Source organism: Actinomadura sp. 1N219, from assembly GCF_044326405.1.
GTDB lineage: Bacteria > Actinomycetota > Actinomycetes > Streptosporangiales > Streptosporangiaceae > Spirillospora.
On record NZ_JBIRAY010000003.1, the window covers coordinates 500,607 to 516,059 of the forward strand.

General features: G+C 73.1%; 15 protein-coding genes. 12 read left to right on the forward strand and 3 right to left on the reverse strand.

Annotation, left to right across the window (positions count from 1 at the left end):
* The 12 genes from ACH35V_RS14520 (at position 1) to ACH35V_RS14575 (ending at position 12,113) form a co-directional block, all read left to right on the forward strand.
* The gene (locus ACH35V_RS14520) at positions 1-1,890 is read left to right on the forward strand and encodes an ATP-binding cassette domain-containing protein (RefSeq protein WP_395972644.1); all 1,890 of its coding nucleotides are present in this window, start codon (positions 1-3) and stop codon (positions 1,888-1,890) included.
* On the forward strand, positions 1,890-2,660 hold the full coding sequence (locus ACH35V_RS14525; RefSeq protein ID WP_395972646.1) for an ABC transporter ATP-binding protein: 771 nt from the start codon (positions 1,890-1,892) through the stop codon (positions 2,658-2,660). The genes ACH35V_RS14520 and ACH35V_RS14525 overlap by 1 nt, the downstream gene beginning before the upstream one ends.
* A 4-nt stretch (positions 2,661-2,664) precedes the next feature.
* Complete coding sequence (locus ACH35V_RS14530) at positions 2,665-4,815, forward strand: acetate--CoA ligase family protein (RefSeq protein WP_395972647.1); 2,151 nt, start codon at positions 2,665-2,667, stop codon at positions 4,813-4,815.
* A gap of 5 nt (positions 4,816-4,820) precedes the next feature.
* Positions 4,821-5,279, forward strand: coding sequence for a MaoC family dehydratase N-terminal domain-containing protein (locus ACH35V_RS14535; RefSeq protein WP_395972649.1), 459 nt, complete (start codon positions 4,821-4,823; stop codon positions 5,277-5,279).
* A complete protein-coding gene (locus tag ACH35V_RS14540) occupies positions 5,276-5,698 on the forward strand; it encodes a MaoC/PaaZ C-terminal domain-containing protein (RefSeq protein WP_395972651.1) in 423 nt (140 codons plus the stop codon). Before ACH35V_RS14535 ends, ACH35V_RS14540 begins: the two co-directional genes overlap by 4 nt.
* Positions 5,695-6,096: a Zn-ribbon domain-containing OB-fold protein gene (locus ACH35V_RS14545; RefSeq protein WP_395972653.1), complete on the forward strand. Its 402-nt coding sequence runs from the start codon at positions 5,695-5,697 to the stop codon at positions 6,094-6,096. Before ACH35V_RS14540 ends, ACH35V_RS14545 begins: the two co-directional genes overlap by 4 nt.
* Before the next feature lie 14 nt (positions 6,097-6,110).
* Entirely contained in the window at positions 6,111-7,280 is a 1,170-nt protein-coding gene (locus ACH35V_RS14550) for an acetyl-CoA acetyltransferase (RefSeq protein ID WP_395972655.1), read from the forward strand.
* Positions 7,281-7,339: 59 nt separating this feature from the next.
* The gene (locus ACH35V_RS14555; protein ID WP_395972657.1) at positions 7,340-8,098 is read left to right on the forward strand and encodes an enoyl-CoA hydratase/isomerase family protein; all 759 of its coding nucleotides are present in this window, start codon (positions 7,340-7,342) and stop codon (positions 8,096-8,098) included.
* A gap of 12 nt (positions 8,099-8,110) precedes the next feature.
* Positions 8,111-8,923 carry an enoyl-CoA hydratase/isomerase family protein gene (locus ACH35V_RS14560; protein WP_395972658.1) on the forward strand — a complete coding sequence of 271 codons (813 nt, stop codon included), beginning with the start codon at positions 8,111-8,113 and terminating at the stop codon, positions 8,921-8,923.
* Between the two features lie 96 nt (positions 8,924-9,019).
* Entirely contained in the window at positions 9,020-10,099 is a 1,080-nt protein-coding gene (locus ACH35V_RS14565) for an MBL fold metallo-hydrolase (protein ID WP_395972660.1), read from the forward strand.
* 52 nt (positions 10,100-10,151) lie between these two features.
* The gene (locus ACH35V_RS14570) at positions 10,152-11,345 is read left to right on the forward strand and encodes an amidohydrolase family protein (RefSeq protein ID WP_395972662.1); all 1,194 of its coding nucleotides are present in this window, start codon (positions 10,152-10,154) and stop codon (positions 11,343-11,345) included.
* A gap of 108 nt (positions 11,346-11,453) precedes the next feature.
* On the forward strand, positions 11,454-12,113 hold the full coding sequence (locus ACH35V_RS14575; RefSeq protein ID WP_395972663.1) for a TetR/AcrR family transcriptional regulator: 660 nt from the start codon (positions 11,454-11,456) through the stop codon (positions 12,111-12,113).
* 18 nt (positions 12,114-12,131) lie between these two features.
* Here the strand turns inward: ACH35V_RS14575 and ACH35V_RS14580 are convergent, their stop codons facing one another.
* The 3 genes from ACH35V_RS14580 to ACH35V_RS14590 form a co-directional block, all read right to left on the reverse strand.
* The gene (locus tag ACH35V_RS14580) at positions 12,132-12,767 is read right to left on the reverse strand and encodes a TetR/AcrR family transcriptional regulator (RefSeq protein WP_395972665.1); all 636 of its coding nucleotides are present in this window, start codon (positions 12,765-12,767) and stop codon (positions 12,132-12,134) included.
* Positions 12,768-12,892: 125 nt separating this feature from the next.
* The gene (locus ACH35V_RS14585) at positions 12,893-13,963 is read right to left on the reverse strand and encodes a Zn-dependent alcohol dehydrogenase (protein WP_395972666.1); all 1,071 of its coding nucleotides are present in this window, start codon (positions 13,961-13,963) and stop codon (positions 12,893-12,895) included.
* Between the two features lie 13 nt (positions 13,964-13,976).
* Positions 13,977-15,422: an aldehyde dehydrogenase family protein gene (locus ACH35V_RS14590; protein ID WP_395972667.1), complete on the reverse strand. Its 1,446-nt coding sequence runs from the start codon at positions 15,420-15,422 to the stop codon at positions 13,977-13,979.
* Between the last annotated feature and the right edge of the window lie 31 nt (positions 15,423-15,453).

The following is a 15,453-nucleotide window of genomic DNA, read 5'->3' on the forward strand; positions in this document are numbered from 1 at the left end:
ATGACGACCCTTTCCGCATCCCGCAAGACCATGTCCCTGCCGATGCTGCTGCGCGGCGGCATGCCGGTCGCCGGCGTCGTCGCGACGGCGCTCGTGCTGTTCGCGCCGCTGCTCGGCCTCAACGACTACTGGGCCCGCACCGTCCTGCTGATAGCGATCCTGTCGCTGCAGGTCAGCGGGCTGAACATCGTCCTCGGCTACGCGGGCGAGCTCGCCGTCGGCCAGGTCTTCCTGTACGCGGTCGGCGCGTACGTGACCGGCTACCTCGGGGTGACGCACGGCATCACCGACGTGGGCCTGATCATGGCGTGCGCGATCGCCTGCGCGATCGTGGTCGGGCTGATCACCGGCATCCCCGGGCTCCGGCTCGGCGGCTGGTCGCTGGCGATGCTGACGTTCTTCCTCGTCCTCATCATCCCGAACCTGGTGAAGGTGCTGGAGTCCTACACCGGCGGCACCAACGGCCTGGCGCCGCCCGTCCCGACCCTGTTCGGGACGGCGCTCAGCCGCGACGCCCTCTACATGCTGATCATCGCGGTGACGGCGGTGTGGTTCCTCATCGCCCGCAACATGATCCTGTCGCGGCACGGCAACGCGTTCCTGGTGCTCAAGCAGAGCCCGGTGCTGGCGAGCTCGCTCGGCATCTCGGTGTTCCGGCTGAAGCTGCTGGTGTACGTGACCGGCGCGATCCCGGCATGCCTGGCGGGCGTGATGTTCGCCTGGCTGGACGGGTTCATCGCGCCGGAGACGTTCACGTTCACGCTCGCGCTGAGCATCCTGGCGGCGTCGATCGTCGGCGGGTCCACCTCGATCTACGGGGCGCTGGCCGGGGCGGCGATCGTCCAGATGGGGCAGCAGTCGTTCAACTCGTTCCAGGAATGGCAGCTCATCATCTACGGCGTCTTCCTGCTGGTCGCCGGGATCCTGCTGGCCGACGGCCTCACCGGGCTCGCCCGCAAGTGGCTGCGCTGGGCGGCCCGCAGGTTCGGGTTCGCCGGGTTCATGGCGGCGGCGCCCGCGCCGGCCGACGGCCCCGCGTCCGGCCCGGCGAAGGCGGACGTGGGCGCGCTGCCCGGGGTCAGGCTGCGGACGGAGGGCCTGTCGAAGGCGTTCGGCGGCAACCGCGCGCTCCGCGAGGTGAGCATCGACGCCGAACCCGGCCAGGTCACCGCGCTGATCGGGCCGAACGCGTCCGGCAAGACGACCCTGCTCAACCTCGTCTGCGGCTTCTACCGTCCCACCGCGGGGGCGATCAGGCTCGGCGACCGGGACCTCGGCGGCCTGCGGCCGTACGGGATCGCCCGCGCCGGGATCGCGCGGACGTTCCAGACGCCGCTGATCCCGAGCGGCATGACCACCAGGGACTTCGTCGCGACGGGCCGGTACATCTCGCACCGGGTGCGGGTCCCGTCGGCGGTGCTGCGGCTGCCCGGGTTCCGGCGCGGCTACGCCGCCGACGACGCCGAGGCCGTCCGGCTGCTCGGGCTGCTCGGCATCGCCGACGTCGCCGGGCAGGAGGTCGACTCGCTGCCGCTCGGCACCCGCCGCCTCGTCGAGGTGGCGCGGGCGCTCGCGGCCCGTCCCGCGGTGTTCCTGTTCGACGAGGTCGGCTCCGGCCTGGACGAGGGCGACCTCGCCGGGCTGGAACGCGCCATCGGCCTGATCCGCGACGCGGGCGGCACGGTCGTGCTGGTCGAGCACAACTTCCCGCTGGTGCTGAAGCTCGCCGACCGGATCCACGTCCTCAGCCAGGGCGGGCTGCTGGTGTCGGGCACCCCGGCGGAGATCCAGGCCGACCCGCGGGTGCTGGAGGAGTACACCGGCTCGAAGGCCGCCGGGCAGACCGGACAGGCCGGGCCGTCCGAGGAGAGCAGCGGAGGTGAGGGCTGATGCTGGAGGTCAGCGGGCTCAGCGGAGGCTACGGCGACATCCGGGTGCTGTGGGACGTCGACCTGCGCGTCCGTCCGGGACGGGTCACCGCCGTGCTCGGCCGCAACGGCGCCGGGAAGACGTCGCTGCTGAACGCGATCGCCGGGTTCGCGCCCGCCGTGACCGCCGGCACGGTCACCTTCGCCGGCCGGGACGTCACCGGCCTAGCACCGCACCGCCGCGTCCACGCCGGGCTCGGCTACGTCCAGGAGGGCAAGCAGGTCTTCCGGCGCCGGACGGTGGAGGACAACCTGCTGCTGGGCAGCTTCACCCTCGCCACCGGCGGCCTCAGCCGCTGGACCGGCGGACGCAAGCGCAGCGCCGCGCGGCGCGAGGCGCTGGACCGGCAGTACGAGCGCTTCCCGATGCTCGCCGAACGGCGGCACACGGTGGCCGGGAGCCTGTCCGGCGGCCAGCAGCAGATGCTCGCCATCGCGCAGGCGCTGATGCCGGGGCCGCGGCTGCTGATGCTGGACGAGCCGTCCGCCGGGCTCGCCCCGGTGATCGCCGCCGAGGTCTTCGAGATGATCACGGCGCTGCGCGCGGACGGCCTGTCCCTGCTGCTGGTCGAGCAGGTCGTGGAGTACGCGATGCGGGTCGCCGACGACGTCGCGGTCGTGGACAACGGGCGGATCGCCGCCGCGGGCGACGCCAGGTCCTTCGACGACACGGCCGTGATCAACGAGATCTATCTGGGTGTGGGAGCCGGTGACGGCCGACATGGGAGTTGACGCAGTGGGCGAAGCAGGCGCAGCAGGCAGGCGGGCGACGGGGATCGAGCGGCTGCTCTCCCCCCGGTCGATCGCGATGGTGGGCGCGTCCAACCAGGTGGAGCGGATCGGCGGGCAGGTGTACGGGAACCTCGCGCTGTCGTTCAAGGGCGAGCTGTACCCGGTGCATCCGCGTGACGAGACGATCCAGGGCGACCGGGCCTACCGGTCGGTCGCCGACCTGCCGGAGCCGGTGGACCTCGCGGTGATCGCGGTGCCCGCGCAGCACGTGACCGGGGTGGTCGAGCAGTGCGGCAAGCGCGGCGTCGGCGGGGCGGTGGTGCTGACCGCCGGTTTCGCCGAGGCCGGCGAGGCGGGCGAGGCGCTCCAGCGGGAGCTGGCCGAGGTCGCCGCGCGCACCGGCGTGCGGGTGACCGGGCCGAACTGCATCGGCTACCTCAGCTCGGCCGGCGGGGTCGCGGCCAGCTTCGCGATGCCGCCCGGCACGCCGCTACCGCCGCCGGGGCCGGTCGCGCTGGTGTCGCAGAGCGGCGGGTTCGGGTCGTACATCGCGGAGAAGGCGCAGCTCGCCGGGCTGCGGCTGGGCTGGTTCGTCAGCACCGGCAACGAGGTCGACGTCAACATCGCCCAGGTGCTGCGCTACCTGGTTGAACAGGACGAGACGCGGGTGCTGCTGGCGTTCAGCGAGACGCTCCGCGACCCGGACGTGTTCGTCGAGACCGCGCGGCGCGCCGCCGAACTCGACAAGCCGCTGATCATGCTGAAGGCCGGGCGGTCGCGAGAAGCGGCACGCGCGGCGCTGAGCCACACCGCGTCCGTGGTCGGCTCGGCCGAGGTGTTCGACGCGGTGTGCCGCCAGTACGGCGTCGTCGTCGCCGACACGATGGAGGAGATGCTCGACCTCGGGATGATCTTCCAGGACGGGCGGCGGCCGCGCGGCGACCGCATCGGCATCATGACGACGTCCGGCGGGGCAGGGGTGCTGCTCGCCGACGGCGCCGGGATGTCGGGGCTGACCGTCCCGGAGTTCCCGGCGGAGGAGCGGGACGCGATCGCGGCCAAGATGCCGCAGCCGTTCTACGGGTCGGCGTCCAACCCGGTCGACACCACCGCGCAGATCACCGCCGCGCCCGACCTGTTCCAGACGGTGCTCGGCGAGGTCGTCGGCGGCTCGGTGGTCGACATGGCGACCACGGTGACGTGGGCGCGGCCCGGCCCCGCCAACGACGCGATCATCGAGACGTACCGGTCGACGGACAAGCCGTTCGCGGTGCTGTGCACGGCCTGGCTGGACGAGTTCCAGAAGGCCGGGGTGCCGACGTATACCGATCCGAAGCGGGCCGTCCACGCGCTGGCGACCCTGGCCAGGCACACGCTGCGGCGCCCGCCGCCCGCGCCGTCGTTCACGCCCGACGCCGACCGCGCCGGACGGGTGCGCGGAATGCTGGGCGAGGCGCGGACGCTGGGCGACGGCGTGCTGCTGGAGTCGACGTCCAAGCGGGTGATGGCCGAGTACGGGATCCCGGTGACGCGCGAGACGTTCGTGCGGGGCGTCCGCGACTCGGGGCCCGACGAGGTCGCGGCGGCGGCCGAGGCGCTCGGCGGGCCGGTCGCGCTGAAGGTGATGTCGTACCAGCTTCCGCACAAGTCGGACGTGGGCGGGCTGCGGCTCGGGCTCTCCGGCGCGGACGCCGTCCGGGCCGCCTACCGCGAGATGCTCGCGGAGGTCGAACGGCGCGCCCCCGAGGCGATCATCTCCGGGGTGCTGGTGCAGGAGATGGCCCCGGCCCGGCTGGAGATCGGCTGCGGGATGCGCCGGGACCCGGTGTTCGGCCCGATGGTCGCGCTCGGCCCCGGCGGGATCATGATCGAGATGCTGGCGGAGACCGCGCTGCTGCGCCCGCCGTTCGACGCGGACGCCGCCCGCGCGGCGATCGGCGGCCTGCTCGGCGGGCGCCTCGTCGGCGGCTCCCGCGGCCTCTCCCCCGCCGAGCTGGACCTGCTCGCCGCGACGATGACGGGCCTCGGGCAGCTGGCCCTCGAGGTGCCCGAGATCGGCGAGATCGACGTCAACCCCGTCCGGGTGGCGGACGGCTCCGCGGTCGCGGCGGACGCCCTCATCGTGCTCGCGTCCGACGACGGAGAGGAGGGCTGACCGGGATGGCCGACTTCGGCAAGATCGGCTTCGAGTGGCCGCCCTACACGATCGAGGTGGAGCGCGGGAAGATCGCCGAGTTCGCGGCGGCGATCAAGGCGTCCGACCCGGTCTACACCGACCGCGAGGCGGCCCGCGCGGCCGGGTACGCGGACGTCCCCGTCCCGCCGACGTTCAGCGCCGTCGGGCAGCACTGGGCGCCGAAGGTCTCCGTCGAGGAGGACCTGGGCGTCGACCTGAAGCGGGTGCTGGCGGGCGGGACCGACTGGGAGTACCTCGGCGACATCGTCGCGGGCGACGTGCTGACCGTGCGCGGACGGGTCGTCGACATGGTGGAGAAGCAGGGCGGCCGCGGCCCGATGACGCTGATCATCCGGGAGAACACGTTCGTCAACCAGCGCGGCGAGACCGTGCTCCGGCTGCGCGGCACCATGATCGAACTCGGCCCGGGGAGCGCCTCGTGATCGCGCCGGGCGCCCGCGCTGACGTGGTCAGGGTCGGCCCGCTGACCAGGACCGACTTCGTCCGGTACGCGGGCGCGGGCGGCGACTTCAACCCGATCCACCACGACGACGGCTTCGCCGCGTCGGCCGGATACCCGTCGGTGTTCGGGCACGGGCTGCTCACCGCCGGGATCCTGTCCGGCTTCGCCTGCGACTGGCTCGGACGCCGGAACCTGCGCGCGTACGGCGTCCGCTACGTCGCGCAGGTCTGGCCGGGCGACACGCTGATCCTGTCCGGCGAGATCACCCGCGTCAGCGGGAACGTCGCGGACGCCGAGCTGCGGGTGGAGCGGGAGTCCCCGGACGGCGAGCGCGCGGTCGTCCTGCGCGGCACCGCCAGCGCCGTCTACCCCGAGGCCGATCGCGAGGAGGAGAAGTGAGCGAACCGGTGGAGCCCGCCCCGCACCCCGCCTACCTGGAAAGGCTCGACAAGGGCGTGCTGGCCTACCAGCGCTGCGACGACTGCGCGAAAGCCGTCTTCCACCCCCGCGTGACGTGTCCTGGCTGCGGGAGCGGGCGGCTGGCCTGGCGGGAGAGCGCCGGGCGCGGCACCGTCTACTCCGCGAGCGCGCTCGCCCGCCGCGACGCCGAGCCGTACTCGGTGGCGCTGGTCGACCTGGACGAGGGCTTCCGGATGATGAGCACGGTCGTCGGCGTCCCGGCCGGGGACGTCCGCATCGGCATGCGGGTGCGGGCGCGCATCGAGCCGCGCGACGGCGACCGCGCCCCCCGCCCGGTGTTCACGCCCGCGGAGATCGGGCGGGAGGCCGGACGATGACACGGGGCGGGACGATGACACGAGGCCGGACGATGAGGGGCGCGGCGGCGATCGCGGGCGTGGCCGAGTCCGACCTCGGCGAGGTGGGCACCGGCCGGTACGCCATCGACCTGGCCGCGCAGGCGGCGGCGCGGGCGCTGGACGACGCCGGCCTGACCAAGAACGACGTCGACGGCCTGTTCACCGCCATCGCGGGACGCGGCATGGCGCCCCTCGACGTCGGCGAGTACCTCGGGATCAGGCCGCGCTACAGCGACGGCACGATGGTCGGCGGCAGCGCGTTCGTGTCGTTCCTGCACCACGCGGCGCTGGCGATCCACTCCGGCGCGTGCGAGGTCGCGCTGCTCGTCTACGGCAGCACGCCCCGCGCCGACTCCGGCCGGGCCCGGCTGGGAATGGGCCCGCCCGAGCTGCCGAACTACGAGGCCGCCTACAAGCCGCGGCAGCCGATCACCGGCTACGCGCTCGCCGCGGCCCGGCACATGCACCAGTACGGCACCACCCGGGAGCAGCTCGCCGAGGTCGCGGTCGCGGCCCGGAAATGGGCGCGGCTGAACCCGGTGGCGTTCGAGCGCGGCCCGCTGACCGTGGAGGACGTCCTGTCCAGCCGGGTGATCTCCAGCCCGCTGTCGAAGCTCGACTGCTGCCTGGTCACCGACGGCGGCGGCGCGGTCGTCGTCACCACGCCGGAGCGGGCGCGGGCGGCGCGCAAGCCGCCCGTGTACCTGCTCGGCGCGGGCGAGGCGCACTGGCACCGGTCGATCTCGCAGATGCCCGACGTCACCGTCACCGCCGCGACCGAGTCGTCGGCGCGGGCGTACGAGATGGCGGGCATCGGCCCGTCGGACGTGGACGTCGCGGAGGTGTACGACGCGTTCACCATCAACACGATCCTGTTCATGGAGGATCTGGGCTTCTGCGCCAAGGGCGAGGGCGGCGCGTTCGTCGGCGAGGGACGGATCGCGCCCGGCGGCGAGCTGGCCGTCAACACGAGCGGCGGGGGCCTGTCGTACTGCCATCCCGGCATGTTCGGCATCTTCACGATCATCGAGGCGGTGCGGCAGCTCCGCGGGGAGTGCGGCGACCGGCAGCGGGACGGCGCCGAGGTGGCCGTCGCGCACGGCAACGGCGGCCAGCTCTCCAGCCAGGTGACGGCAGTTCTGGGAGTGGAGGCGACATTGTGACGGTCGAACCGATCACGGCCAGGCTCGGCGGCTCGCGGAACCGAAGGAGGGCGCATCCGATGACGGCCGTGCTGACCGAACGCTACGGCAGCGTGCTGCTGGTGACGCTGAACCGGCCCGACGTGCTGAACGCCGTCGACGGGACGGTGATCGAGGGCATGGCGGTGGCCTGGCGGGAGGCCGCCGACCCGGCGGTCCGCGCGGTCGTCGTGACCGGCGCGGGCCGGGGCTTCTGCGCGGGCGCCGACCTGAAGGCGGAGCGGCGCCCGGACGCGGGCCCGGCGGGCGGCGGCCTGCGCGCCACGTTCAACGCGGCCATGCTGGCGCTGGCCGCGCTGGACAAGCCGGTGATCGCGGCGGTGAACGGCCCGGCGGCCGGGTTCGGGCTGTCGCTGGCCTGCGCGGCCGACCTGCGGATCGCCTCGCACGCGGCGCGGTTCGTCCCGGCGTTCGCGGACATCGGGCTGGTCCCGGACGGCGGCGGCTCGTACTACCTGGCGCGGCTGCTCGGCTACTCCCGCGCCTTCGAGCTGCTCACCACGGGACGCCGCCTGGCCGCGGCGGAGGCGCTGGAGTGGGGCCTGGTCAGCGAGGTCGTCGAGCCCGTGGCGCTGGTGCCGCGGACGCTGGACCTCGCCGCGCGGCTGGCCGGCAAGCCGGGCCTGGCGGTGCCGCTCACCAAGCGGCTGCTGTCCGGGGCCGCGCGGGCGCACCTGGCCGAGCAGCTGGAGGAGGAGGCGCGGGCGCAGGAGGCGGCCGTGGCCGCCCCGGGCCGCGCCGCGGCGCGCGCCGCCAAGATCGACGAGATGAAGCGCTGAGAGGGAGGGCACGTGCCCGATTACGGCAGGTTCAGCAAGGTCCTGGTGACGCAGGACGACCGGCTGCTGACGGTATCGCTCAACAACCCGGACCGGCTGAACGCCATGGGCGGCGGGCTGGAGCGGGAGCTGTCGGAGGTGCTGCGGCTGGTCGCGGAGGACACGTCCGTCGGCGCGGTGCTGCTGCGCGGCGAGGGCCGCGCGTTCTGCGCGGGCGGCGACGTCAAGAGCTTCAACGAGCAGACGAGCGCGGCGGAGCAGGAGCCGCCGGCGAGCCGCGTCCTGAACACGATGAAGGCCACCGAGATCCTGGACACCCTCCTGGCGGTGCCGCAGCCGATCGTCGCGGCCGTGCACGGCTACGCGATGGGCCTCGGCGCGACGATCGCGCTGTTCTGCGACGTGGTCGTCGCGGCCGAGGACGCCAAGATCGCCGACAGCCATGTCGCGGTCGGGCTGGTCGCCGGGGACGGCGGCGCGGTGATCTGGCCGCTGCTGATGCCGCTCGGCGCCGCCCGCTACCACCTGATGACCGGCGATCCCCTCACCGGCGCGGACGCCGCCCGCTACGGGATGGTGCTGCGCGCCGTGCCCGCGGCGGAGCTGCCCGGGGAGTCCGAGCGCATCGCGCGCAAGCTCGCGGACGGCGCGCCGCTGGCCGTCCAGGGCACGAAGGCGACGCTGAACAAGATCGTCCGGGATCGGATGGCGCTGAACCTGGAGAGCGGGCTGCTCCTGGAGGGCGCCACCTTCGTCAGCGAGGACCACAAGGAGGCGGCCGCCGCCTTCGTCGAGAAGCGCAAGCCCAAGTTCCAGGGCCGCTAGCCGCCGGCGCGCACCCGGCCCCGGTTCGGTCACCTACCAGACGGCTGGTTCATACTGGGGCTGGGGTGCGACGCCGTCGAGTTGGGGGTTCCACAAGTGAGCGAGGACGTGCCCGGTCCGCTGGACCGGGCCCAATGGGAGGCGTGGAGCCGCAAGCTGCTGCCTCCCGTGCAGGAACTCGGCGGCGGGCTGTGGTCGATACCCGTCCCGCTGCCGCTGGAGGCGCTGCGCTACGTGCTGGTGTACGCGCTGGAGCTGGACGACGGCGTCGCGATCATCGACGCGGGCTGGGACACCGACGAGGCGTGGAGCGCCCTCACCGGGGGGCTCGGCGCCGCCGGGTTCGGCATCGGCGACGTCCGCGCCGTCCTGGTCACCCACATCCATCCCGACCACTACGGCCTGGCGCACCGCATCCGGGAGGAGTCGGGCGCGTGGGTGGGGCTGCATCCGGCGGACGCGGCGCTGCTGGCGGTGCGGTACGACGACGTCGACAGCCTGATCGAGGACAACCGCGTCCTGCTGGAGCGCATCGGCACGCCGGAGGAGCAGGCGCGCGAGCTGGCGAGCGCGTCGATGGCGATGCGCCGGTTCGTGTCGGTCGCCAAGCCGGACCGGCTCATCGAGGACGGCCAGCGGCTCGGCTTGCCGGGCTGGGACCTGCGCGCGGTCTGGACACCCGGCCACTCCCCCGGCCACCTGTGCTTCGCCGACGAGGGCCGCGGGGTGCTGTTCTCCGGCGACCACGTGCTGCCCAGGATCACGCCGAACATCTCGATGCATCCGCAGCAGCGCGCCAACCCGCTCCAGGACTTCTTCGACTCGCTGCGCAAGGTGGACGCGCTGGACGTCCACGACGTCCTCCCGGCCCACGAGTACCGGTTCGCCGGGCTGTCCGGACGGGTCGCGCACCTGCTGGCCCACCACGAGGAGCGCCTGGACGAGATCGAGAAGGCGCTGGGCGAGCGTCCGGGCGCGGGCTGCTGGGAGATCAGCAGCCGGCTCACCTGGTCGCGTCCCTGGTCGTCGTTCGACACGCACTCCAAGCGCGCCGCGACGGGCGAGACGCTCGCGCACATGGTGCTGCTGGAACAGCGCGGGCGGCTGGTGCGCTCGGGCGGAAGGCCGGAGCGCTGGTGGCCTCCCGCCCTGCTGGAGACGTCCAATGGGGCCTGACTTACCTACCAGTCGTCTGATAGATTTACGGGTACGGAAGAGGAGGTCCTTCATGCCATCTCGCCAACTCGGCTTCCCGGTGTTCGACGCCGACAACCACCTGTACGAGAAACGCGAAGCGCTGACGAGGTACCTGCCCGACGAGTACAAGGGGGCCATCGACTACGTCGATGTGCACGGCCGCACCAAGATCGTCGTACGCGGGCATATCAGCGACTACATCCCGAACCCGACGTTCGACCGCGTCGGCAAGCCCGGCGCGCAGGAGGAGTACTTCAAGCACGGCAACCCCGAGGGCAAGACCCTCCGGCAGATCATCGGCAGGGGCATCGACTGCCCGCCCGCCTTCCGCGAGGCCGGCCCGCGCCTGGAGCTGATGGACGAGCTCGGCCTCGGCTACTCGCTGATGATGCCGACCCTCGCCAGCCTCGTCGAGGAGCGGATGCGCGACGACCCCGACCTGTGCTCCGCCGTCATCCACGCCCTCAACCGGTGGATGTCGGAGGACTGGCCGTTCGCCCACGAGGGCCGCATCTTCTCCACGCCCATCATCACGCCGGGCCTGGTCGACAAGGCCATCGCCGAGCTCGAATGGGTCCTCGGCAAGGGCGCCAAGGTCATCCTGATGCGTCCCGCGCCCGCGTGGGGCTACCAGGGGCCGCGCTCGTTCGCGCTGCCCGAGTACGACCCGTACTGGAAGCTGGTCGAGGAGTCCGGCGTCCTCGTCGTGCTCCACGCGTCCGACAGCGGCTACAACCGCTACTGGAACGAGTGGGAGGGCAAGCAGCTCGAGATGCAGGCGTTCGCGCAGCCCATGCCGTTCACGGCGGCGATGCGCAACGCCCACCGCGAGATCCAGGACGCGGTCACCTCGTTGATCTTCCACGGCGCGCTGTGGCGGCACCCCGGGGTGCGGATCGCGCTGATCGAGAACGGCGCCGGCTGGGTGCCGCACCTGCTGTCGCACCTCGACGAGACCTACGGCACGATGCCGCAGGTGTTCCCCGAGCCGCCGTCGGAGACGTTCAAGCGGAACTTCTGGATGCACCCGTTCCACGAGGAGGACCCGCGCGACCTGATCAAGCTGCTCGGCGCCGACCACATCATCTTCGGCTCCGACTACCCGCACGTCGAAGGGCTCGCCGACCCGCTGTCCTACGTCGACGAGCTGTCCGGCATCCCGGACGCCGACATCCGCAAGATCATGGGCGGCAACATGATGGGCCTGCTGGGCGTCGCCGCCTGACCCGTCGCCGTCCGGCCCGGACGCAGCGGGCCCCTGCCCGTTCCCCCTTTCGCGGCAGGGGCCCGCTGCGACCGCGGTTCCGCCCCGCCTTCATCTAGGGTGCTGAATGTGAACGACGACACGCCCGCGCACCGGAAACCGGCGGAGGACCGGACGCCGGCCGAGGAGCGGCCGTCCCGGCCGCGGGGCCGCCGCACGGCCGCGCTGCTGCTCGACGCCGCCGTGGAGGAGTTCACCGCGCACGGCTACCACGACGCCCGCATCGCCCGGATCGCCGAGCGCGCGGGAACGTCCTACGGCACCTTCTACCTGTACTTCACCGACAAGACCGACGTGCTCTGGGAGTCGCTGGAGCCGATGCGGATCGGGCTGGCCGAGGCGCTGGAGTCGCTGGAGCCGCTGACGGCGGGCCCCGAGGGCCGCCAGACCCTCGAAGCGTGGGTGCGGCGGATCTGCGACCAGCTCCAGCGGCACATGCCGATGTTCCGCGCGCTGGTCGAGGCGCAGGCCGCGTCGGAGGAGATCGCCCGCAACGGCGTCGAGATGCTGGGCGGCTACCGCCGGATCATCGCGTCCCGGATCAGGGAGAGCGACGCGATCGGCGTCGACCCCAACCTCGCCGCGCTGGTGATCTACGCGACCGTGGAGCGGACGAACTACACCTACTACTACGGGTCGCTGGTCGCGAGCTACCGCGAGATCGTCACCGTGCTGACGGAGTTCATCCACCGGTCGCTGTTCGGCGCGCCCGCCCCGGCCGCCGCCTGACCCCTCGGGGCCGGGACGTCACCGGCCGCCGATGCGGAGCCGGGAGCCCCCGGCGACGGCCTGGCCGAAGAACGCGCGCTGGAGCATCACCGACAGCGTGTCGTGCAGCCGGTCGATGTTCACCTCGGAGTACTGCGAGTGCGCGTAGAAGTGTATGCGCTCCACGACGACGTACAGCAGCGCCGCACGCAGCTCGGTCGGCACGTCGGACTCGACCCGGGCCGCGTCGATCGGCCCGGAGAACGCGTTGACGAGCTTCACGAACGCGGTGCCCGCCTCCTCGGCCAGCACGGGGTCGTGCGGCGCGACGTTGTCGGTCCAGGCCCGGATCACGCCGCTGAACCGGACGTGCACCGCGTCGTAGTCGGACAGGAACAGCTTCAGCCGGGCCCGCGCGTCCTCCTCGGGACGCAGCGCGCCGAGCCGGTCGGCGAGCGCCCGCAGCGCGCGGAAGCAGTCGCCGCTCAGCTCGTGGAACAGCGCCCGCTTGTTCTCGAAGTACCGGTAGAACGTGGCCCGGGAGGTGCCGGCCAGCCGGATGACGTCGTCGACCGTGGTCTTCTCGTACCCGTGGCGGGCGAACGCCGCCAGGCCGGCCTCGGTCAGCCTCGACCGGAGTCCGCTCTCCTGGCCGGCCGGAACCGGTTCGGCCAACGGGCTCGACCCCCTCGACTCGTGCCGCCTGGTGACATGGATGTTTCCGGGCATCCTGGGTGAAGCCGGTAGTGCCCATTGCCCAAGGCTCGCGTGGTGTTTACAGACATGTCACTTTAGCCGTCTCAGGCGAGTGCCAGGACCCCGCGGTTGAGCCGTCCGCCGGCCAGGTCCTCGATCGCCGAGCCGATGTCGGCGAGGTCGTAGACGCGGCTCACCATCGCGTCCAGCTCGAACCGCCCGGTCAGGTACAGGCCGGTCAGCAGCGGGATGTCGTGCTGGGGGCGCGCCGTCCCGTACCGGCAGCCCATGATCGTCTTGTTCTGGTAGAGGGAGGCGACCTGGAACGCGGCCTCGGCGTCGCGGGGCGGGACGCCGAGCAGCACGCAGGTGCCGCCCCAGGCCAGCAGGTCCACGGCCTGCCTGATCAGGGCGGGGTGGCCGACGCATTCGAAGGCGTGGTCGACGCCGTCCGGGAGGCCGAGGCCGCGCACCGCCGCGGGCACGTCGTCCGTGGCGGACGCGTCGACGAAGTCGGTCGCGCCGAACCGGCGGGCGACCTTCTCCTTGGCGGGGTTGGCGTCCACGACGACGATCCGTCCCGCCGCCGCCAGCCGGGCCGCCTGGACGACCGACTGCCCGATGCCGCCCGCCCCGATCACCAGCACAGTGTCGCCGGGCCGCACCTGCGCGCGGTTGAGCACGGCACCGGCGCCCGTCAGCACGGCGCAGCCGATCAGGCACGCCGCGTCCAGCGACACGCCCTCGTCGATCACGACGGCCTGCGACTCGTGGACGACCGTGCGCTCGGCGAACACCCCGGCGTTCGCGAACTGGTACGCCCGCGCGCCGCCGACGGTGAACCGGTCGTCGCGGACGCCGAGCGAGTCGCGGCACAGCGTCGGCTCGCCGCGGTCGCACGCGGCGCACCGGCCGCAGTTCCCGAGCGTCGTCAGGACGACGTGGTCGCCCGGCGAGACGTGGGAGACGGCCGCTCCGACCTCCTCCACGACCCCGGCGCCCTCGTGCCCCATGACGACCGGGGTGGGGAACGGGATCGTCCCGTTCACGACCGACACGTCGCTGTGGCACAGGCCCGCCCGGTGGACCCGGACGGCCACCTCCCGCGGCCCCGGCCCCCGCACCTCGACGTCGTCGCGGATCTCCAGGTCGCCCGTCCATACGATGCCGCGCATCACGGCCCTCCCGTCAGCCCGGCCATACCAGGCTCTGCAACTCGGTGTAGGCGTCCAGGGCGAAATCGCCGCCGTCGCGTCCGACGCCGCTCCGCTTGAAGCCGCCGAACGGGGTCTCGGGGTTGCGCGCGACGGTGTTGATCCCGACGTTCCCGGCGCGGAGCCGCCGGGCGACGCGCATCGCCCGGACGGTGTCCCGCGACCAGACGTAGTCGTAGAGGCCGAAGTCGGTCGCGCCCGCCAGCGCGATCCCCTCCTCCTCGTCGTCGAACGGCAGCGCGACCACGACCGGCCCGAAGATCTCCTCGCGGACCGCCCGCATCCCGGCCGTGCACCCGGCGATGAGCGTCGGCGCGACGTAGAAGCCCCGATCGAGGGGTGGGCGTTCCCCGCCTGCCACAACGGTGCCGCCCTCCACCGCGCCGGAGCGGACGTAAGACTCGATCCGCTCCCGGTGCGCGCCGCTGATCACCGGCCCGACGGCCGTGTCCGGCGCGGCCGGGTCGCCGACGACCAGCGCGCCCGCGATCGCCGACAGCCGGTCGACCATCTCCTCGTAGACGCCGCGCTGGGCGATCAGGCGGGTGGGCGCGGTGCAGATCTGCCCGGAATGGAAGGTGTAGGTGCTCGCGGTGCCGAGCGCGGCGGCCTCCAGGTCGGCGTCGTCGAAGACGAGGCTGGCGCCCTTGCCGCCGAGTTCGAGCAGCAGGCGCTTGCAGTCGCGTCCCGCCGTCTCGGCGATCGCCGTGCCGACCGCCGTGCTGCCGGTGAAGCTCACCATGTCGACGTGCGGCGAACCCACCAGCGCCTCGGACGGCTCCGGTCCCGGCGCCACCACGAGGTTGACCGCGCCCGGCGGCATCCCCGCCTCGTGCAGGGCGCCGACGAGCATGATCACGCCGAGCGGGTCCTGCGGGGCGGGCTTGACCACGACCGTCGCGCCGACCGCGAGCGCCGGGCCGATCTTGCCGACCACGTTGGTGAGCGGGACGTTGTAGGACGTGACGCACGCGACGACCCCGACCGGCTGCCGGACGGCCATCGCGTTGACCAGCCCGCCGCGTCCCACCGGATCCGGCGCGGGCGGCAGCGGGACGTCCCGCACCGCGCTGTGCGCGTAGCGGCGCAGCCGGGCGACCGCCGCCGGGACCTGCGCGGTCCGCGTCATGGCGGTGGTCGCGCCGGTCTCGGCCTGGACGAGCGCGAACAGCTCGCCGTAGCGGGCCTCCAGCAGGTCGGCGGCGCGGTCGAGCAGCCGGGCGCGTTCGGCGGGCGGGGTCTGCGACCAGGCGGGGAACGCATTCGCGGCGGCTTCGGCCGCCCGCGCGGCGTCGGCGGCGGACGCGCTCGGCGCCAGGCCCACGACCTCCTCCGTCGCCGGGTTGACGATCGGGTAGGCGCCGTCCTCGCCGTCCACCGGCTCGCCGCCGATCCAGAGGCGCGCCTTGACTTTCACCACAGGGGCTCCTTGACCTTCACCACAGGTGGCC

Coding starts and splice junctions, on each gene's coding strand:
- ACH35V_RS14520 (WP_395972644.1), top strand. CDS start 1: ATGACGACCCTTTCCGCATCCCGCAAGACCATGTCCCTGCCGATGCTG.
- ACH35V_RS14525 (WP_395972646.1), top strand. CDS start 1,890: ATGCTGGAGGTCAGCGGGCTCAGCGGAGGCTACGGCGACATCCGGGTG.
- ACH35V_RS14535 (WP_395972649.1), top strand. CDS start 4,821: ATGGCCGACTTCGGCAAGATCGGCTTCGAGTGGCCGCCCTACACGATC.
- ACH35V_RS14550 (WP_395972655.1), top strand. CDS start 6,111: ATGACACGAGGCCGGACGATGAGGGGCGCGGCGGCGATCGCGGGCGTG.
- ACH35V_RS14555 (WP_395972657.1), top strand. CDS start 7,340: ATGACGGCCGTGCTGACCGAACGCTACGGCAGCGTGCTGCTGGTGACG.
- ACH35V_RS14570 (WP_395972662.1), top strand. CDS start 10,152: ATGCCATCTCGCCAACTCGGCTTCCCGGTGTTCGACGCCGACAACCAC.
- ACH35V_RS14585 (WP_395972666.1), bottom strand. CDS start 13,963: ATGCGCGGCATCGTATGGACGGGCGACCTGGAGATCCGCGACGACGTC.